Origin of the sequence: Streptomyces sp. NPDC091649, assembly GCF_044756785.1 — a bacterium.
In the GTDB taxonomy this organism is placed as follows: domain Bacteria; phylum Actinomycetota; class Actinomycetes; order Streptomycetales; family Streptomycetaceae; genus Streptomyces.
This window is the reverse complement of sequence record NZ_JBIVTR010000018.1, coordinates 1-17,855: the sequence shown is the minus strand read 5'-3', so window position 1 is coordinate 17,855 and position 17,855 is coordinate 1. Positions and strand designations below refer to the sequence as shown.

Annotated in this window: 17 protein-coding genes and 1 pseudogene; 7 read left to right on the top strand and 11 right to left on the bottom strand. The window is 72.6% G+C overall.

Features of this window, described 5'->3' with window-relative positions:
* The first annotated feature begins 3 nt into the window (after positions 1-3).
* Together ACIQMU_RS25610 and ACIQMU_RS25605 are read left to right on the top strand one after the other, a co-directional pair.
* Positions 4-681: a phage tail protein gene (locus tag ACIQMU_RS25610; protein ID WP_402689773.1), complete on the top strand. Its 678-nt coding sequence runs from the start codon at positions 4-6 to the stop codon at positions 679-681.
* Positions 682-1,034: 353 nt separating this feature from the next.
* A complete protein-coding gene (locus tag ACIQMU_RS25605; RefSeq protein ID WP_402689772.1) occupies positions 1,035-1,940 on the top strand; it encodes a discoidin domain-containing protein in 906 nt (301 codons plus the stop codon).
* 24 nt (positions 1,941-1,964) lie between these two features.
* Here the strand turns inward: ACIQMU_RS25605 and ACIQMU_RS25600 are convergent, their stop codons facing one another.
* Together ACIQMU_RS25600 and ACIQMU_RS25595 are read right to left on the bottom strand one after the other, a co-directional pair.
* Positions 1,965-3,242 carry a DUF6596 domain-containing protein gene (locus ACIQMU_RS25600; RefSeq protein WP_352243783.1) on the bottom strand — a complete coding sequence of 426 codons (1,278 nt, stop codon included), beginning with the start codon at positions 3,240-3,242 and terminating at the stop codon, positions 1,965-1,967.
* Between the two features lie 23 nt (positions 3,243-3,265).
* A complete protein-coding gene (locus tag ACIQMU_RS25595; protein ID WP_352243782.1) occupies positions 3,266-3,676 on the bottom strand; it encodes a YciI family protein in 411 nt (136 codons plus the stop codon).
* Between the two features lie 273 nt (positions 3,677-3,949).
* Here ACIQMU_RS25595 and cbiE point away from each other — a divergent pair, with 273 nt between their 5' ends.
* The 5 genes and pseudogenes from cbiE (at position 3,950) to ACIQMU_RS25570 (ending at position 7,907) form a co-directional block, all read left to right on the top strand.
* Positions 3,950-5,227 carry a precorrin-6y C5,15-methyltransferase (decarboxylating) subunit CbiE gene (gene cbiE / locus ACIQMU_RS25590; protein ID WP_352243781.1) on the top strand — a complete coding sequence of 426 codons (1,278 nt, stop codon included), beginning with the start codon at positions 3,950-3,952 and terminating at the stop codon, positions 5,225-5,227.
* Positions 5,224-5,970, top strand: coding sequence for a precorrin-4 C(11)-methyltransferase (gene cobM / locus ACIQMU_RS25585; RefSeq protein WP_352243780.1), 747 nt, complete (start codon positions 5,224-5,226; stop codon positions 5,968-5,970). The genes cbiE and cobM overlap by 4 nt, the downstream gene beginning before the upstream one ends.
* 262 nt (positions 5,971-6,232) lie before the next feature.
* Positions 6,233-6,379, top strand: a pseudogene (locus ACIQMU_RS25580) (alkene reductase); the annotation flags it as partial.
* Positions 6,380-6,686: 307 nt separating this feature from the next.
* Positions 6,687-7,241, top strand: a complete 555-nt coding sequence (locus ACIQMU_RS25575; protein ID WP_352243779.1) for a copper chaperone PCu(A)C — start codon at positions 6,687-6,689, stop codon at positions 7,239-7,241.
* A gap of 189 nt (positions 7,242-7,430) precedes the next feature.
* Positions 7,431-7,907: an SPW repeat protein gene (locus ACIQMU_RS25570; RefSeq protein ID WP_402689771.1), complete on the top strand. Its 477-nt coding sequence runs from the start codon at positions 7,431-7,433 to the stop codon at positions 7,905-7,907.
* A 74-nt stretch (positions 7,908-7,981) separates the two neighbouring features.
* Here ACIQMU_RS25570 and ACIQMU_RS25565 read toward each other — a convergent pair whose 3' ends face one another.
* From ACIQMU_RS25565 to ACIQMU_RS25525, 9 genes are all read right to left on the bottom strand, one after another.
* Positions 7,982-9,313, bottom strand: a complete 1,332-nt coding sequence (locus ACIQMU_RS25565; RefSeq protein ID WP_402689770.1) for a DUF2254 domain-containing protein — start codon at positions 9,311-9,313, stop codon at positions 7,982-7,984.
* Between the two features lie 626 nt (positions 9,314-9,939).
* Complete coding sequence (locus ACIQMU_RS25560) at positions 9,940-10,980, bottom strand: sodium:calcium antiporter (protein ID WP_402689769.1); 1,041 nt, start codon at positions 10,978-10,980, stop codon at positions 9,940-9,942.
* A gap of 341 nt (positions 10,981-11,321) precedes the next feature.
* Positions 11,322-11,516 carry a hypothetical protein gene (locus ACIQMU_RS25555; protein WP_402689768.1) on the bottom strand — a complete coding sequence of 65 codons (195 nt, stop codon included), beginning with the start codon at positions 11,514-11,516 and terminating at the stop codon, positions 11,322-11,324.
* Positions 11,517-11,789: 273 nt separating this feature from the next.
* Entirely contained in the window at positions 11,790-12,695 is a 906-nt protein-coding gene (locus ACIQMU_RS25550) for a universal stress protein (protein ID WP_352243775.1), read from the bottom strand.
* A 198-nt stretch (positions 12,696-12,893) separates the two neighbouring features.
* Entirely contained in the window at positions 12,894-13,307 is a 414-nt protein-coding gene (locus tag ACIQMU_RS25545; protein WP_352243774.1) for a PRC-barrel domain-containing protein, read from the bottom strand.
* A 237-nt stretch (positions 13,308-13,544) separates the two neighbouring features.
* Positions 13,545-14,627, bottom strand: a complete 1,083-nt coding sequence (locus ACIQMU_RS25540) for an AI-2E family transporter (protein ID WP_352243773.1) — start codon at positions 14,625-14,627, stop codon at positions 13,545-13,547.
* Positions 14,628-15,000: 373 nt separating this feature from the next.
* On the bottom strand, positions 15,001-16,458 hold the full coding sequence (locus ACIQMU_RS25535; protein WP_402689767.1) for a flotillin family protein: 1,458 nt from the start codon (positions 16,456-16,458) through the stop codon (positions 15,001-15,003).
* Between the two features lie 197 nt (positions 16,459-16,655).
* Positions 16,656-17,165, bottom strand: coding sequence for a hypothetical protein (locus ACIQMU_RS25530; RefSeq protein WP_402689766.1), 510 nt, complete (start codon positions 17,163-17,165; stop codon positions 16,656-16,658).
* Between the two features lie 104 nt (positions 17,166-17,269).
* Positions 17,270-17,755, bottom strand: coding sequence for a peroxiredoxin (locus tag ACIQMU_RS25525; RefSeq protein ID WP_352243770.1), 486 nt, complete (start codon positions 17,753-17,755; stop codon positions 17,270-17,272).
* Between the last annotated feature and the right edge of the window lie 100 nt (positions 17,756-17,855).

The following is a 17,855-nucleotide window of genomic DNA, read 5'->3' as shown; positions in this document are numbered from 1 at the left end:
CCGATGCGTACGCGTACGGGGGCGGGCGAGGTTCCGGCCACGGGCGGGGGCCCGGGCGCGGGGGCGCGGCACGGCGTTCCCGGGCTGCCCACCCCGCACCCCCTGATCGACCGGCTGCCCGCCGTCTACCTGGAGCAGGACTTCCTCCAGCGTTTCCTGGCCGCGCTCGACGACGTGCTGGCCCCCGTCCTGCTGTCCATCGACAACCTGCCCGCACACCTGGACCCGCGCAGCGCCCCCGACGACTTCCTCGACTGGCTGGCCCAGTGGGTGGCGGTCGAAGCCCACGCGGACAGCCCGCCGGAGCTGCGCCGGGCGGCGGTGCGCGGTGCGGTCACCCGGCATGCCCGGCGCGGCACGGTGGGCGGCCTGGCGGAGGCGCTCCGGCTGGAGACCGGTACGGAACCGGAGATCGCCGAGAGTGGCGGCACGGCCTGGTCGACCGCCCCGGGCACCCCGCTCCCCGGCCGGGGCCGCCCCTGGGTGACCATCCGGGTCCGGGCCGCCGGGGGCGACGGGGCCGGGGGCGGCCACCGAGGGCTGGACCGGGTGCGACTGGAGGAGCTGATCGGCGCGGAGATCCCGGCGCACGTCGGGTTCACCCTGGAGCTGCTGCCACCACAGACGCCGGGCGCACCGGGGCCCTCGGAGCCGCCCGGTGAGGGAGGGGACGCTCAGTGATCTGCGACGAGTGCGGGCACCGGAACCCGCCGGGGCGGGAGTTCTGCTCGGTGTGCGAGGCGTTCCTGGGGTGGGAGGAGGGAGAGGGATCACCCGCGCCGAACCCGCCTGCCGCGTCTCCCGCTTCCACCGGGACCGCTTCCACCGGGACCGCTTCCGCCGGGACCGCTTCCGCCGGGACCGCTTCCGCCGGGACCGCTTCCGCCGGGACCGCTTCCGTGACGCCGCCGCCAGCGACGGGGGCGCCGCCCGCCTCCACTCCCCAGACGCCGGCCGCCTCCGCTTCCGCGACGCCGCCCGTCTCTCCCTTCGTGACACCGCCCGCGCCCGCTCCCGTGGCGTCGCCCGCGCCCATGCCCGTGACGGCCCCGCTGTCCCCGCCGCCCGGGCCGCCGGCGCCCCCGGAGGCGGCGGCCCCCCGGCGGCCGGGCGACGGTCCGCCCGGCCCGGCTCCCGGCCCCGACGCGTGGCCGGACGACGGGCGGAGGCCCGCCGCCCGGCCGCCCCGCCCGGAACCCGCCGGCGCACCGGTGATCTGCCCCAACTGCCGTACGGAGAACGCCCCGGGCCGCACGCTGTGCGTCCGCTGCGCCCTGCTCCTGGACCCCGGGCCGGCCCCCGGGGGCCGGCCGCCGTGGTGGCGGCGGATCCTGCGCCGCCGCCCCCGGCAGGCGCGCGTGGCGGGGGCGCGTCCGCCACGCGGATGGCGGCGGCCGAGGGTCGGGCTGCCCATCGTGCTGATCCTGCTGGCGGTCGGCGTCTGGTTCGCGCTGCCGCATCTCTCGGGCCTGTTCGGCTTCGCCAAGGAGAGGACCGGGACCCCGGAGTCCGTGCCGCCCGCCGCCTGCCGGGGCTCCAGCGAGGCGGGCGGGCATCCGGCCTCGGCGGCCTTCGACGGGTTCAACAACCGTTACTGGGCGCCGGAGAAGACCGGCGAAGGCGTCGGCGAGCACCTGGAGTGCGACTTCGCGCAACCGGTGCGGATGATGAAGATCGTGGTGTTCTCCGGGACGTCGGCGCGCCAGGACGAGTTCCTGCGGCAGGGCCGTCCGGCGCGGCTCACCGTGGAGCTGACGTCGAAGGACGGGGAGAGGACCGACCGGACGATCCGGCTGCGCGACCAGGCCGGCCAGCAGACCTTCGACGTGCGGGGTTCGGACACGGTCCGGGCCCGGCTCACGGTCGACTCGGTGTACGGCTCCGGGCAGGACCGGCGTACGGCGGTCGCGGAGATCGAGTTCTTCGGCCGCAGGGAGTGAACGGCCCCGCCGAAACGGCGTGTTCTACCGGGTCAGCCGGTCCGCGCGCATCCGCAGATAGCGGGCCTCGGGTTCGCTGAGGGTGCCGTCGGCGGCTGCCCGGTAGGCGGTGCGGGCGGCGTCCGGCTCCCCCGCCCGCTCCAGGAGATGGGCGCGTACGGCGTCGCGCCGGTAGCGCCTCTCCGACGCCCCCGCCGCCGCGCCCTCCGGAGCCCTCTCCAGCGCGTCGACCTCCGCGAGCCCGGCGCGCGGCCCGTGCACCATGGCCACGGCCACCGCCCTGCCCAGCGCGGCGGCGGGGTCGGGGGTGCGCCGCACGAGGAGGTCGTAGAGGGCGAGGATCTGCGGCCAGTCGGTGTCCTCGGCGCGCTCCGCCTCGTCGTGCAGGGCGGCGACGGCGGCCTGGAGCTGGTAGTCCCCGGCCGGCCCCTGGGCCAGCGCCTCCCGGGCCAGGGCGGTGCCCTCGTCGATGGCCGTACGGTTCCAGAGCGTCCGGTCCTGTTCGTCGAGCGGGATCAGCTCGCCGTCCGGCCCGGTGCGCGCCGGGGCGCGCGCCTCGGTGAGGACCATCAGCGCCAGCAGACCGGTCACCCGTCCCTCGTGGGGCAGCAGCCGCCGGACGGCGCGGGCCAGCCGGATCGCCTCGCGCGCCAGGTCCGTGCGGTGGAGATCGGGGCCGGCGGTGGCGGTGTAACCCTCGTTGAAGATCAGGTAGAGGACCTGGAGGACGGCGGCGAGCCGCTGGTCGCGGTCCTGGGCGTCCGGCTGCCGGAACCGCGTGCCGCGCACCGCCCGCTTGGCCCGGCTGATCCGCTGCGCCATCGTCGCCTCCGGCACCAGATGGGCGCGGGCGATCTCCGCCGTGGTGAGGCCGCCGACCGCGCGGAGGGTCAGCGCGATCTGGGCGGCGGGGGAGAGCGCGGGATGGCAGCAGAGGAAGAGCAGGGTGAGCGTGTCGTCCTCGGAGGGGGCCCGGCCCGGCCCGGAGGGGTCCTCCCCGGGCGGCGGCGCGACGAACGCGTCCGCCGGGGTGAGGGCCGCCGCCGTCTCCTCCCGCCTGCGCCGGGCCGCGTCACCGCGCAGCCGGTCGGTGAGGCGGCGGGAGGCGACCCGGATCAGCCAGCCGCGCGGATTGTCGGGGACGCCGCCCCGCGGCCACTGCTCGGCGGCCGCGATCAGGGCCTCCTGGACGGAGTCCTCGGCCGGGTCGAAGTGCCCGTACCGGCGCACGAGCGCGCCGAGGACCTGCGGCGCGTTGCGGCGCAGCAGGTCTTCGATGACGACGTCGGTCGTACCGTCCATCCGCGTCCTCGGGGTGGTTCCTGTCAGTCGTCGATCCCGCCCTCGACGGGCCGGATGAGCACCGGGTAGTCGGGCGCCCCGGCGGGCTGCGGACAGCGTGCCACGCGCTCGGCGATCTCGGTCACCCTCTCCAGGCTCTCGCAGTCGAGCACCCAGAACCCGGCGAGCAGCTCCTTCGTCTCGCTGTAGGGCCCGTCCGAGACCACCGGCCGCCCTTCGGCGTCGAGGCTGACGGCCCGGCCGGACGCGGGCTCCCGCAGCCCGTAGCCGGTGACCAGCTCGCCCGACTCGGCGAGGTCGTCGTTGATGCTGCCCATGTGGGCGAACATCTCCCGCATGGCCTTCTCGTCCCACGCCGGGCCGTCGGCGTCCCCCTTGCCGGCCTGCGCGTCGTAGTCCGCCTGGCTGCCCTGGACCATCACCAGATACTTCATGACCGTCGCCTCCTGGTCGCTCGCTCGTGGTTCGTTCTTCCTCCTGCACAGGGGACGTCGGAGCCGGTGCGGGGTTCTCGACACCACGCGCGAAGTCTTTCCGGATTCACCCGCTGGAGGGGCGCTCACCCGCCGGAGGGGGCAGGGCCGGGCGTTCAGTAAAGTTCGGCAGCGTTGCGCCCGCCTCTCCTGAACTCCCGAAGCTTTGAACTCCCGAAGCCCCGAACTCCCGAAGCCCCGAAGCTCCGAACTCCCGAACGACGAGGTCCGACCGTGTCACCCGTCCCGCCGCCCGCTTCACCGCCGCACGCCGTCTCCGTCGTGGGGATCGGCGCGGACGGCTGGTCCGGCCTGTCCGGTCCGGCGCGGGAGGCGCTGTGCGCGGCGGAGGTGCTGATCGGCGGGGCGCGCCAGCTGGACCTGCTCCCGCCGGAGTGCGCCGGTGCACGGGTCGGCTGGCCGTCCCCGCTGAGGCCGGCCGTCCCCCGGCTGCTCGCGGAGCACCGGGAGCGCCGGATCGCGGTGCTGGCCAGTGGAGACCCGATGTTCTACGGAATCGGGCGGGCGCTGGCCGAGGAGCTGGGGCCGGAGCGGCTGCGCGTGCTGCCGCACCCGTCGTCCGTCTCGTACGCCTGCGCGCGCCTCGGCTGGCCGCGGGAGGACACGGAGGTCGTGACGCTGGTGGGCCGTCCGGCGGCACGGCTGGCGGCGTCCCTGTACGAGGGCCGCCGGCTGCTGGTCCTGAGCGCGGACGCGAGCACGCCCGCCACGGTCGCCGCGCTCCTCACGTCCCGCGGCTTCGGCCCCAGCCGGCTGCGGGTGCTGGAACAGCTGGGCAGCGAGAGCGAGGGATTCGTCGAGGGCCTCGCGTCGCAGTGGGCGCACGCGCCCGGGGACCGCCTGAACGTCATCGCGGTCGACTGCCGGGCGTCGTCGGAAGCGCTGCGGCTGGGCACGGTCCCGGGTCTGCCGGACGAGGCGTACGAGCACGACGGCCAGCTCACCAAGCGCCATGTCCGGGCCGCCACGCTCGCGGCTCTGGCCCCCGCGCCCGGAGAACTGCTGTGGGACGTGGGCGGCGGATCGGGCTCGATCGCGATCGAGTGGCTGCGGGCGCACCCGTCCTGCCGGGCGGTGGGTGTGGAGCGGGACCCGGTGCGGGCCGGCCGGATCGCCCGCAACGCGGAACGCCTGGGGGTGCCCGCCCTGACGGTGGTGACCGGCCCGGCTCCCGCGTCCCTGGCCGGACTGGAGGGCCCGGACGCGGTGTTCATCGGCGGTGGCCTGACCGCGCCGGGCCTGCTCGACGCGTGCTGGCAGGCGCTGCGCCCGGGGGGACGGCTGGTCGCGAACACGGTGACGCTGGAGTCGGAGGCGCTGCTGGCCGAGCGGTACACGGCGCACGGCGGCGAGCTGGTGCGCCTGTCGGTCGCCCACGCCGTCCCGGTCGGCGGGTTCACGGGCTGGCGTCAGGCGATGCCCGTGACGCAGTGGTCGGTGACCAAGTCCTCGGACCCCGGGGCACGTTCGTACAAGGGAGATCGATCATGACGGTGTACTTCATCGGCGCGGGCCCCGGCGCGGCCGACCTGATCACGGTGCGCGGCGCCCGGTTCCTCGCCGCCAGCCCGGTCTGCCTGTACGCGGGCAGCCTGGTCCCGGTCGAGCTGCTGGCCGAGTGTCCGAAGGACGCCCGCCTGGTCGACACGGCGAATCTGGACATCGAGCAGATCACCGCCGAGCTGGTCCGGGCCCACGCGGACGGCCACGACGTGGCGCGGCTGCACTCGGGCGACCCGTCGGTCTTCAGTGCGGTGAACGAGCAGATGAAGCGCCTGGACGAGGCGGGCGTCCCGTACGAAGTGGTCCCCGGCGTCCCCGCGTTCGCGGCGGCGGCAGCGGCGTTGAAGCGGGAGCTGACGGTCCCGACGGTCGGCCAGACGGTCATCCTGACCCGCGTCGCGCAGCGCGCCACGGCGATGCCGGAGGGCGAGGACCTGGCGACCCTGGGCCGCAGCGGGGCGCTGATCGTGCTCCACCTGGCTGCGCGCTACGTGGACCGGGTGGTGGACGAACTGCTGCCGCACTACGGGGCGGACTGCCCGGCGGCGGTGGTGGCGATGGCGTCCCGCCCGGACGAGATCATCCTGCGGGGCCCGCTGGACTCGATCGCCGAACAGGTGAAGGCCGCCGGGGTGATCCGCACGGCGGTCATCATGGTGGGCCGGACGCTGGGAGCGGAGCAGTTCCGGGACAGCCACCTGTACGCGGTGGGGCGCGACCGGGGGGAGTGAAGAGGGCCTGCGCCCGCGCCCCCGTGGTTCTCCCGGCCCGTCGTCACGGTCCGGGGAGGCGCGGGCGGGGACGCGCGGGCGGCGGTCCGATGCGGGCGGTCGCCCGGGGCGTCCCTCGGCCGGTCAGCCGCGAACGCGGCGGTGCGGCGCGCCGGGTTACGTCCTCCGACGCGACGGCAGCGGCTCTCGGCCGGCCTCCCGGTGCTCGCGCCGGGGAGTGGGGGCGGCTGTCGGCGCGTCGCCGGTCCCCTCCGTGGCCGGGGTCGCCTTCGGCCGCGGTTTCCTCGCCGACCCCGACCTGGTCGAACGCCTGCGCTCGGGCCTGCCCCTCGCGCCCGCCGACGAGAACACCTTCTACCAGGGCGGCGACGCCGGGTACCTCACCTACCCGACGTACCAGCAGACGGCCCGACCGCCTCACCGCCGGCAACGGAGCCGGGCCCCTCGCGACCGGGGAGCAGGTGGGCCCAGACGGTGCGGAGCCGGTGGCGACGGTCCGGTCCCTGCTGTGCCGGATCCTCGTAGTGCTCGGTCAGGTTCACGCGCCGGTGGAGTGCCCCTCGCCCGGGCGGTGGATCAGCTTCTCCGTCCGTCGCTCGCGTCCGCACCCGTGGTGGTGCTTCGGCCCGCCATCCGGCTCAACCCGCCGACGTATGAGGTCGCGCACGGGCATACCTGCGGATGAACCCGCAGGGCACGACGAAGATGGGACCTCGATGAACAGCTTTCCGCGCCTCGGCCGTTCCTTGCGCCGGACTGCGTACGCTCTGGTCAGCTGCTGCCTCGCCGCCACGACGCTGGCTGGTTGCAGTACCCACGAAGGTGAGTACAACCCGCCCGGCGCGAACGCCCGGGTCGGGAACATGCTGATCCGTTACGCCCATATCTCCGAGCCGCCGAACGGCCCGTGGGAGGTCGGGGACGACGCCCCGTTGTACGTGTGGCTCTACAACGAGGGAGCCACCGCGGACCGGTTGGTCGGCGGTGGGACGACGATCGCCCGGTCGGTGGACATCGTCACGGGGGACGGTGCCGAGCGGGGTCCGGTGGAGGTGCCGCCCGAGGAGCTTGTCGAGCTGGAGGAGGACCGGCCGCACCTGCTGCTGCGGGGGCTGAAGGAGGAGATGCGGGGCGGCGACTACGCATGGGTGACCCTGCGTTTCGAGCGTGCGGGCGAGGTGGCGCTCCAGATGCACGCGCAGCTGCCCACCTACGTCGACGAGGACGCCACCGACACCCCGGGGCTCACGCCGCCCTCGCCCGGTCAGTGATCCGCCGCTCGGAGAGGGCTCCGCACAGCGGGGCGTCGGCCTTCCCCCGGGCGAGCGGGAGCGCAATCCAGGGTCAGTGACCCCGCGCCGGCGGGCTGTGTGGAACCCGGTCACACGGGCACGCAGGGGGGACTGCACTCGCAACGTCTGCGACCCCGGTCGAGTACCGGGGCCGGAAAGGAGACCGTCATGACTCGTGGACAGTCCTCGCCGCCGCCGGAGGCCGGCCCCCCGCCGAGGAAGCTGGCCCGCGGCCTGCGGAACGAACCCATCAGTGGCCTCATGCTCCTGGCCTCGCTCTGGCTGTTCGTCGGAGCGTGGATCATCGGCTATCCGTTCACGGAGCCGGCCGTCGACGCCCATACCGTCGAGATCCTCATCGGCATCGTCGTGTTCTGCGTTGCCCTGGCCCGGCTGATCCGGCCACGAGGACGGGTGAGCGATGTGCTCGTCCTGGCGGGCGGGGTGCTGCTGATCGTCGCACCATTCGTGGTGAGTTACGGCGACACCGCCGCGGCCGACGCCGCACGCGTCAACGACATCACCGTGGGCTGCGTGCTGGTCGTCCTCGCGGTCGTCTCCCTGGCCATCGCGCTCACGGCGTCCCGAGCCGGCAGGCCGACCGGCTCTCGCTCCGCCTCTCCTCGTGGGCGGCGGCATCCCTGAAGCACGGGTACCGCCCGGTCGCCCCGATCGGACCGGGAGCTGTCGGTCCGGTCCGGGACCGGGCGGTCAGTGCGTCAGTGCGTCCGGTCGTACGTCCAGCGTCCTGTCAGGGCCTCCTCGGCCTCGTGGACCAGTTGGTCGAGCCGGGCGTGCTCGGTGGCGTGGAAGTCCTGATCGGCGATGGTGGAGCGCAGCCGGTGGAGTGCGGCCACGATCGGCGGATGCTGGTCGGGCGCGCTGTTCCACGCCAGTTCGCGCAGGAGCATCGCGATGCGGATCAGAACCGCGGGCTCGGCGGCGCCGTAGCGCAGCGGCTGGTCTACCGCGAGATCGAGGAGGTCCGCCAGGTCCGGGCGCCGCAGCATGACCCTCACCCGGTGGCGGTCGTCGTGCAGTACCCGGGGGCCGAGGTCGCGGCGGGCCAGCTCGCACAGCAGGGCGGAGGAATGGGAGAGGGCGTGGACAGCGGTGGTGGGGTCGTTGACCCCGGGTGAGAGCGCTTTGGCGGCGATGTCGGTGAGCTGGCGGAGCCCGAAGGCGACGTCCTGGACCTCGGTGCGTTCCGCGCCGGTGGAAATCGCCTCCGCGGCTTTGCGGACCAGACCTGTCCGGGTCTCGCGGGAGAAGGGCTCCCCCGCACGCGGCCAGGCGGCTCCCATGGGTGTGCCGGTGATCAGGGAGCTGCCGGGGTGGCGGTCGATGAACAGGACGGCGTCGGCCTCGACGGCCGCCTCCAGGAGGGCATCCTCGTCCACGGCGGTCAGGAAGCCGGGCTTTCGGACGGGCAGAGGCAGCGCGTCGGAAGGCGGTGCCGGTGGCACGGCCGGGCGCCCGGCGGCGGGGGCCCCTTCGGGGAGAAGGCGGTGGACGGTGCGGTCGGCGGCCGCGTGGACGCTGTGCATCATCGTCTCCACCCGGATCTCGCGTGCCAGGTGGGACAGAAACAGCACCAGGCCGAGCACGCTCGCCAGAGTGAGGAGGAACGCCGCGGTGACCGACATCTGGGGGACGAACATGTCCTGTCCGTCGTCGCCGGTCCGCACGGTGCGCAGCACGGTCAGGGCGTAGGTGAACGTCGTGAGGAACAACGCCAGGGTCGTCTGTACGTACCGGTCCGCGGTGAACGTGCGCAGAAGCCGGGGGGAGAACTGGCTGCTCGCCAGTTGCAGCGTCACCACCGTGAGCGAGAAGGTCAGTGCCGTGACACTGATCAGGGAGCCGGCGATCGCCTCCAGCACCGTACGGGCGGCGTCCGCGCCGCCACCGAACAGGTAGTCCGTCAGCCACGGCGGGATGTCGTTCTGGATCCGCGCGTCCAGCCGGGGCAGCCCCACACCCCCGGCCACAGCGAGCACGACGCCCAGCGTCGGCAGGGGCCACAGCTGGGCACGGAGCGTGTCACTCATCGGCGGAAGGGGCAGGGCGTACGGCCGCTGTGGGCGGGGCGGGCCGCACGGCCCCGGACGTACGGGGCCCGTGCTCGGGCCCGCCAACGGACGGGAGAGGCATGGTGGCGTTCGGGCCGCTGCGCGCGGGCATGCGGGCTGCCGGCGGGACGGGCAGAAAACCCGCGCCTGCGACTACCGGCTGCGGTTGACCGAGAGCCTCCATGATGCCGCCCTCCTCCGGGAATGCGACGACGGTAGACCACCATGCGCTCGCCGGCGCGCTTCCGGCCGACGACACGCGGCCCTTCTGCCCGGCCCTGGCCGCGCTCAACACCCTCCTGCACGGACTGTGGAGCGCCTCTCCCTGCCGAGCAGAGGGCCCACCGAATCACGGCAGAGCACAGGCGAACTCCTCGTACGCGGCACCGGTGCGGTCCGGGGCGGGCCGGGCGGCGTGGAGGTCGTGGGGGACGTCGTACGCGGCCGTGCCTGAAGGGTACGAACGCTCGGATCGGCGATGCCGGGGCGCGGGACCTCCGCCGCCGTTTCACCAAGCCGCCCATGCGGCAAGCGGCCGTTGACGACCAGGGCGTCCTCCCGGCGACGGCATGGCCGCGCTTCGGCCCGTAGCCCCGCCTCGACGCTCAGAAGGCGAGTACGGCGACGGTGGCCGCGTAGATGGTGACGAGGAGGATTCCGTCGAAGCCGATCTTGAGCCAGCCGCGTTTCTGGCGGACGAGGAGGCCACCGAGCAGGACCGCTGTCATGACCAGCGCGCCGCTCGTGAGGAACAGTTCGTCCTGGTGCGCCGCGTGGAACAGGGAGCCGCCGCGGTAGGCGATGTCGCCGACGACGAGGTTGAGGGCGTCCAGGCAGTTCCCGCCGACGACGGCCGCGATGGCCAGCGTGACAGCCCCGCGGCGTACGGCGGCGATGGATGTGACCGCTTCGGGGAGTGCGTTGACCAGGCCCATGAACACTGCTCCCACGAGTCCCGCGCTCAGACCCGTGTGCTCCACCATGCCTTCCGCCGCGCGTGCCACCGCCCAGCCCCCGAGCATGACGGCGACTGCTACCGCCGCGAACTCGGTCCACAGCCGGGACGTCGACCGGCCGGCCAGCCCGTCGGAGTCCTGGCTCGCGACGTCGGGGACCGTCTCCCGGGTGGGCACCGCGCTCCACAACGGTTCACCGTGGGAGCGGATGAGCTGTAGACCGCCGATGTAGAAGGCGACCATCACCAGGGAGGCGGGGTGCACGCCCAGGACGGTGACGGCCGGGCTGAACGTCGCCATCAGGGCGATGCCCAGCAGCCCGATCAGCAGGCAGCCGAAGAGCATGTTGGGCAGCGACGCCGCGGCGTGTTCGAGGTTGACTCTTCGCAGGAAGGCGTCGGCGGCGACCAGCGCGAGGGTCTGCGCCGCGATCCCCCCCACGGCGTTGCTGTACGCGAGGTCGGGCTGATCCGCTGCGCCGCTGACCGCGGTCATCACGATGCCCGAGAGAGACGTCACCAGGCCGAACAGCACCGCGCCGAACAGTGCCTCGCCCCAGCCGGTGCGGTCGGCGAGGGTGTCGCCCAGCCCGGCGAGCCGGACACTGCAGACCACGGTCATGACCGTGGCCAGAGCGAAGACTCCGATGCTCCAACTCAGAGGCCACACGTCGGTCAGCGAGTCGAGCATGTCAGCCTTTCGGGAGCGAGGGAGCGAGGGAGCGAGGGAGCGAGGGAGCGGACGTGGTCGGCTTCCTCGTACCACGGGGCACCGGCTCTCATGCACCGCACGGTGCATCGACGCCAGGACGAGGCTGTGTGGCGAGCTCAAAGGGTCAGCGCGACACCGCTGTGCGGAAGGCCGGCGTAGACATGTGCAGGAGTGCGGTAGCCAGGGATCTCGCGCGGGAGGGAAGGCACTGCCGACCGGCAGCAGAACACTGTCCGCCCGCTCGCCCGCGCGGACCCGGGCCGGTACCTCCGGGCGGTGGCCGGATCGGCGGTCGGGAGCCCAGCGGTACGCGTCTGCGATCAGCCGAGACAGTTCTCGGGGTGCGTCGGCTTCTGCAGCGTCCAGGACCGGCCCGAACAGCCTGATGGCGGAGGCGGGAAGCGGTGCCCCTTCACATCCGTGCTCCAGTGATGCTTCCCGCCGCAGTCGCACCGGTAGATCCCGCTGGCGGGCACGATCTCACCGGGGTGCCAGGATGCCGTCTCATCGCTCATGGTCCCTGCTTACGACGCAGCCTCACATCGTGCGACCTGAAGGCGCCTCACCCTTGGTGGCCGCCCGTGCCCGCCGACCAGCGCGAGCACGTCACGGCCCCTGTCTCCGCCGGCACCACTCCGTTCGGCCAGGTGGGCGGAGCCTTCGACGATGAAGCGCCGATCGCCGTTGCGCTGATCGACTTCACGGCTGAGCGTGTCCGTTCTCGTCGGCCGTCCCGCATGGCGAGCGGGGGCGCGGGCATGTGGGTGGGAGAGGAGCCCGGCAGCGTCTCAGCCTTCCGCACGGCCTCGATGAGCGGTCGGGACCACGGCCACCGGGCACAGGGCGGTGTGCAGCACCTTGCCGCTCACTGAGCCGAGCAGCAGCCTCTTCAGTCCGGTACGGCCATGGGAGCCGACCACCAGCAGGCTCGCGCGGCGGGAGGCGTCCACCAGTGCTTGTGCGGGCTGGTGCCGCTTGACGCGCCCTTGCAGGTCCAGGTTGGGGTGGTCGGACCGGTAGGCGGCCAGCATGTTCTCCAGCTTCTCCTGCGCTCTGCGGGAAAGCGCCCTATCGTCCATGAGCGCGGGTCCGGTGGGGCCGGTACCGAGGAGCTCGGGACGCGTGGCCACGTACACCACCTCAAGGGCAGCACTGCGGGCCTCCGCCGTCTCCAGTGCGAAATCCATCAGACCGGCCGGGAGGTCGTCCACATCGACGCCCACCACCACTCGGTTCTCCCTCGGCTCCTCACGTTCTCCCGGTCTGACCACGAGAACGGGGCACTCCGAGTGCGTGGCGACCTGGAGACTCACCGAGCCGAGGGGCAGCCGGGGAGACCCACCGGTGCCCCGGTGGCCGACGACGATCAACGCCCCTGCGGAGGACCGGTCGACAAGTGCTCGTGCGGGTGACCCGGACACCACGTCGGATACGACCTCCAGCTGGGGGAACTGTTGGGCCACCGCCTCGGCGAACGAGGCGGTCACGTGTTCCGCCCGCTGTGTCGTCACGTCCCGACCGGCCGGTTCGGCCGATCCCGGGGGCGCGGGCCACTCGACCGCGTGCACGATGCGCAGGACCGCCCCACGCCGAGCCGCCTCCTCGGCGGCCTGGCGGACGACCAGCCTCTGCTCCGCGGTGTCAACCACCCCCACCACCACCGCACCGCTCAACCGCTGATCGTCCACGGTCATCTTCTCTCCCGCTGTTCGTCCGGATTCCCACAGCACGGGCACGGCAGGGGTTCGGGGCTGATAGGGACTTGTCTCCATCACACGATCCGGTCGCGACCATGGCAACTCGGACACGACAGCTGATGCCGCACGCGTCCTCGGTGCGGGTCGTCGTGCTGTGACCGGGCGTACGGCCCGGTCACAGCACCGGGCCCGGGCTCAGGGACGAAAGCGCGGGTAGACGTAGCCGGCTCCCCAGAAGGGGGTGTAGCCGTAGTGGTTGTAGAGGCTGCCGTAGTACTCGTTCTGATCCAGCAGTTCGGGGTCGTAGCCGGGCGCGTGGGCGACGTCATCCCTTGTGCGGTCGATGCGCACACGGTCGTCGGTCACCTCTGACACCGCGTCGACGGGGATGTAGGTCTCCTTCTCCCCGATGCCCAGGAAGCCGCCGTGTTCCAGGATCAGGAAGCGGACCTTCTGCTCGTTCTCGTCGATGACGAGGTCACCGACCTTGCCCATGTCGGTGCCGGACCGGTCGGTCACCTTCCTGCCGAGAATGTCCTGGGCAGGGGAGGCGATGACGTGAGGCGAGTCGGAGAGCTTGGTCAGAACGGGGATGGGGTCGGCTCCCATGAGGTCCTCCTGGTCTGTCTCGCAGAGTTCTGCTGCGCCCGGTCGGGCGCTCCCTTCTGAGTGTCCGACTTCGGCCGGGTTACACGTAGCTCCGCCGGGACGGGAGGAGGGAGCTGCCGCAAGCGGTGACGAAGGGCTCGCTCGGATGCCGGTCCTCGCGGCGAGACGGAGGAAGCGCAGCGCGTCCGACGTCGTGACTCGCACGGTCCGGGGACGAATCCAGGAATCCGCCGGGCTTCAGGCCGGTTCCGGGGAATCCGCGTCCGATTCATCAGCAGGCGGTCCTTCGGGGGCCCGGTAGCGGGCACGCAGCTCGTGGGCCACGCCGAACGCGGCTGCGGTGGCCGGAACAGCCAGGAGCACGCCGAGGATCCCGGCCACGGACGCCCCCGCGGTGAGTGCGACGAGAACAAGGGCGGGGTGCAGCCGCACGGTCCGGCTCTGGACCATCGGCTGCAAGACGTTTCCCTCGAGCATCTGCACCACCAGCACCACGCCGAGCACCCACAGCGCGATGAGGAACCCCCGGTCGGCGAGCGCGACCAGCACCGCCACGGCACCGGAGACGAACGCCCCGACGTAGGGGACGTAGGCGCCGATGAAGACGATCGCGCCGAGCCCGAGAGCACCGGGCACTCCGAGAATGAGCAGGCCGGCGGTGATGAAGACCGCGTCGATGAGCGCCACCACGGTGGTGCCCCGCATGAAGCCCTCAACGCCCTCGAAGGCCCGCCGCGCCATCGACTCGACCATGTCCACGCCACCGCGCGGCACGAGCGAGCGCAGAGCCCCGGCCGCCCGGTCGGAGTCACGGAGGAAGAAGAAGACGAGCAGCAGCGCCAGCACCGCCATACCGAGGGCCTGGGCGACGACGCTCACTCCGGTGACGACACTCGTCGAGACGGCTGTCCCTCCGAACCTGCCCAGCACGTCAAGGGCTTGGTCGGTCAGATCCGCCAGCGAGGTGCCGGACGCACCGAACTGATCGGCCAGCTGCAGCACCGCTCTGCGCAGCGACGCGACGATCTGGTCCCAGGTGTCGACCAGTGCCACCGTGACGGCATACACAGCCCCGCCGACCAGGGCGAGGACAACGGCGCAGGTGAGCCCGGCGGCGAGAGACGGGTTCACCTTCGCTTTCAGCAGCCACCGGTGCACCGGCAGGAGCAGTGCGGTGCCGAGCAGGGCAAGCAGTACGGGCACTACGGCCGACCGGACCGCCACGAAGATCTGGATGCCGACGTAGCCGACGCCGGCGGCCAGGAGAATCACGACACACCAGGCGGCAAACCGGCGAATGGGCTCCGGGAGTAATTGCACCAGCCCACCGTACGCACTGACCGGCCCGCCCCGGGCCGTCTGCTGTCGGCTTCGGCTTCCGGGATGTGTGAAGTGTGTGGGGCTGAGTGCCGAGCACGTGTTCTGGACGGCTCGGTCCGGCCTGCCCAGGCGCTGAGCGTGGTGACCGCGACCGTCGCGCTGACGGCCGGCATCTCGAAGTAGGCACTGGCAGGGGCCGGCCCGTCATCCCCGGCGGGCGCCCGACGACAACGCCCTCGTACGCAAAGCCGCCGTCGTTGTGGGACGCCGGAAGCGGACCCCGGACGCGGACGTGCCCGTGCCCGGCGGCGAACGGGTCGCTGCCGGGCACGGGCACAGGGACTGGTCGAGTCCCGGACGGGCGCGGTGTGCGTCAGCCCGTGACCTCGATCGTGCCGTTCTTCGAGGTCGAGGAGTCCGCCGCCGGAGCGTCCGGGGTGGCGGCGGGCGCGGGCACGGTGGCCGTGCGGCCCTTCAGGTTCTCCAGGAGGGCCGGCAGGTCCACGCCGGTGGTGGAGCTGAGCAGCTCCATGCCCTGCGCGACGTTGTCCGTGACCGTGCGGGCCAGCTGGCTCGCGCCGTCCGTGGAGATGACCGTCATCTTGTCGATGGCGCTCAGCGGCTCGGACGCCTTCGCCACGACGGTCGGGAGGACCTCGACCAGCATCTGGAGGACGGCCGCGTCGCCGTACTGCGCGAAGGCGTCGGCCTTCTTCTGCATGGCCTCGGCCTCGGCCGAACCCTTGGCGGCGATCGCCGCGGCGTCCGCCTCACCCTCGATGCGGACCGCGTCGGCCAGGGCCGAACGGTGCAGCTTCTCGCCCTGACCGGTCAGACGCGAGCGCTCCGCGTCGGCCTCGGCCTCCTTGACCTGGGCGATGCGGCGGGCCTCCGCCTCCTGCTCGGCCTGGTAGCGGGCGGCGTCGGCGGGCTTACGGACCTTCGTGTCCAGCTCGCGGTCGGTCAGCGCGGCCTGGCGCTCGGCGACCTTCTCCTGCTCCTGGAGGACTTCCTGCTGGCGTGCGGCCTCGGCGAGCGGTCCGGCGGCGTTGGCCTTGGCGGCAGCGGCCTCCGTCTCGGCCTTGATCTCGGCCTGCTTCAGGTAGTACGTCCGCTCGGCGATGGCGATCTCCTCGGCCGCCTTCAGCCGGGCCTGCTCCGAGGCCCGCTTCGCGATGGCCTCGGCGATGTCCGCCTCCTGCTTGGCGCGGGCGGCCTCCGGGCGGCCGAGGTCCTCCAGGTAGGAGCCCTCGGTGGTGATGTCCTGGATCTGGAAGGCGTCCAGGATCAGGCCCTGGCCGGAGAGGCTGGCCTCGGCCTCCTCCGCGACCTGCCCGGCGAACGCGGCCCGGTCCCGGATGATGTCCTCGACCGACATACGGCCGACGATCGCGCGGAGCGCGCCGGAGAGCACTTCCTGGGTGAAGCCGACGATGCCGTCCTGCTGCTGGAGGAAGCGCTGGGCGGCGGCGCGGATGGCGTCCTCGCTGCCGCCGACCTTGACGATCGCGACGCCTTCGAGGTTCGACTTGACGCCGCGCAGCGTCACCGCGCCGCGTACGGCGATCGGGATGTGGCGGCTGGAGAGGTCCAGGGTGAACTTCTGCTGGACGAACGGCACGACGAAGACGCCGCCGCCCACGACGACCTTCTGGCCGCTGTTGTCGATGCTGATGTGCCCGGTGACCGGATCGGTCGACTTCTTGCCGCGGCGGCCGGTGATGATGAACGCCTCGCTGGGCCCGGCCACCTTGTAGCGGGTGATGACGACGAGGCCGAGAAGAACGAGGAGTACGACGATGCCGACGACGGCGATGATGACTGGACTCATGGGATGTGTCCCCCCTGCCTCCCGTGGGGGGACGGCAGATTGTCGTGGAGCGGGGCGGTGCTGAGGAGTTGACCGTTTCGGTGAGTGCGTGGGAGCGGGTGTGCGGGAGTGGTCGGTTACGGGCCGGCGGGTACGGACGGATGGTCAGCAGGGGCGCGTGGGCGTGGATGCCCGGGAAGAGTCCGGTGCTCGCGTGGTCAGCGCTCCACCGGGCGGACCGTCACCGACGTGGTCGACAGGGCCTCTTCCACCCAGATCTCGGTCCCGCGCGCCACGGGCGCGGCCGCCTTGGCCGCGTACTTGACGGGCTGGCCGCCCAGCCGCAGCAGCACCTCACCGTAACCCCCGGCCGGGATGGCCGTCACGACGGATCCCGAGGTGCCGACCAGGTCGGAGTCGCGCGGTGTGGCGTGGGTCTGGTCGCGCATCAGGGCCTTGCTGAACTTCCAGGTGAGCCAGCCCGCCACGAGGCCGGCGGCGACCCCGACGACGGTGGCCGCCGGCGTCCCGGCGTCCGTCGCGCCGAGCGTGATCGCTCCGCCGAAGCCGAGCATCGAGAGGAAGCCGGCGATCACCGGAAGCGAGAGAAGCCCGTCGAAGAGCCCGTCGAGCACGCCGTCGAAGAGACCTTCGAGGACCCCGCCGAAGACCAGGGAGAGCGCGAGCAGCACGATTCCCGCAATGCCGAGACCGAGAAAGATGGTCACGCGATCACTCCCCTGTTGTCGACTTCCCCCGAGCGTTTTCCGTCGATCTGGCTGGATGGTCCCATACAGCACCTGCTCCGGTCACTGCCGGTTTCCGGCAATCTTTACGTACCTTTAATGCCGGACAGGCGGTCCGTGAGAGTGGCGAGCGACTGGTACGTCGCTCCCAGCAGTGCCACGTGCCTCCAGCGCAGGACACCGTCGGGGCCGATGAGGAAGACGGCCCGCCGCACGCCGATGCCCGGCGCGGAGATGCCGTACGCCCGGGCGACCTCCCGCCCCTCGTCGGCCAGCAGCGGCATGCGCAGCCCGAAGGCGCGGGCGAACGACTCGTGACTGTCCACACCCTGTGGACTGATTCCCCAGACGTCGGCGTCGAGGCCCTCGAAGACCTCCATGCCCGAGGAGTACGAGCACAACTGCTTCGTGCAGACACTGGTGTTGTCCCCCGGGTAGAACGCCAGCACCACGGACCGGCCGCGGGCGGATGCCAGCGGATAGTCGGAGCGCTCGAAGTCGTCGCCCGACAGGACTCCGCCGGGGAGGGTGAAGTCCGGCGCGGCCTGCCCTGGTCGGGGCCCTGATGCCATGGTGGCTCCGTAAGGTGTTAGGCGGCCCGGGAGGGCCGGATGTGGCTGATGGTGTCTTGCCATTTGTGGCTCCCAAGGAGTGGCCGTCCGGCTCTCCGGG

Bases quoted from the DNA above. Each gene is read 5' to 3' on its own strand.
- ACIQMU_RS25600 (WP_352243783.1), bottom strand. From the start codon at position 3,242: ATGGACGGTACGACCGACGTCGTCATCGAAGACCTGCTGCGCCGCAAC.
- ACIQMU_RS25610 (WP_402689773.1), top strand. From the start codon at position 4: ATGCGTACGCGTACGGGGGCGGGCGAGGTTCCGGCCACGGGCGGGGGC.
- ACIQMU_RS25535 (WP_402689767.1), bottom strand. From the start codon at position 16,458: ATGAGTCCAGTCATCATCGCCGTCGTCGGCATCGTCGTACTCCTCGTT.
- ACIQMU_RS25595 (WP_352243782.1), bottom strand. From the start codon at position 3,676: ATGAAGTATCTGGTGATGGTCCAGGGCAGCCAGGCGGACTACGACGCG.
- ACIQMU_RS25565 (WP_402689770.1), bottom strand. From the start codon at position 9,313: ATGAGTGACACGCTCCGTGCCCAGCTGTGGCCCCTGCCGACGCTGGGC.
- ACIQMU_RS25560 (WP_402689769.1), bottom strand. From the start codon at position 10,980: ATGCTCGACTCGCTGACCGACGTGTGGCCTCTGAGTTGGAGCATCGGA.
- cobM (WP_352243780.1), top strand. From the start codon at position 5,224: ATGACGGTGTACTTCATCGGCGCGGGCCCCGGCGCGGCCGACCTGATC.
- ACIQMU_RS25545 (WP_352243774.1), bottom strand. From the start codon at position 13,307: ATGGGAGCCGACCCCATCCCCGTTCTGACCAAGCTCTCCGACTCGCCT.
- ACIQMU_RS25570 (WP_402689771.1), top strand. From the start codon at position 7,431: ATGACTCGTGGACAGTCCTCGCCGCCGCCGGAGGCCGGCCCCCCGCCG.
- ACIQMU_RS25575 (WP_352243779.1), top strand. From the start codon at position 6,687: ATGAACAGCTTTCCGCGCCTCGGCCGTTCCTTGCGCCGGACTGCGTAC.
- ACIQMU_RS25550 (WP_352243775.1), bottom strand. From the start codon at position 12,695: ATGACCGTGGACGATCAGCGGTTGAGCGGTGCGGTGGTGGTGGGGGTG.
- ACIQMU_RS25555 (WP_402689768.1), bottom strand. From the start codon at position 11,516: ATGAGCGATGAGACGGCATCCTGGCACCCCGGTGAGATCGTGCCCGCC.
- ACIQMU_RS25605 (WP_402689772.1), top strand. From the start codon at position 1,035: ATGCCCGTGACGGCCCCGCTGTCCCCGCCGCCCGGGCCGCCGGCGCCC.
- ACIQMU_RS25525 (WP_352243770.1), bottom strand. From the start codon at position 17,755: ATGGCATCAGGGCCCCGACCAGGGCAGGCCGCGCCGGACTTCACCCTC.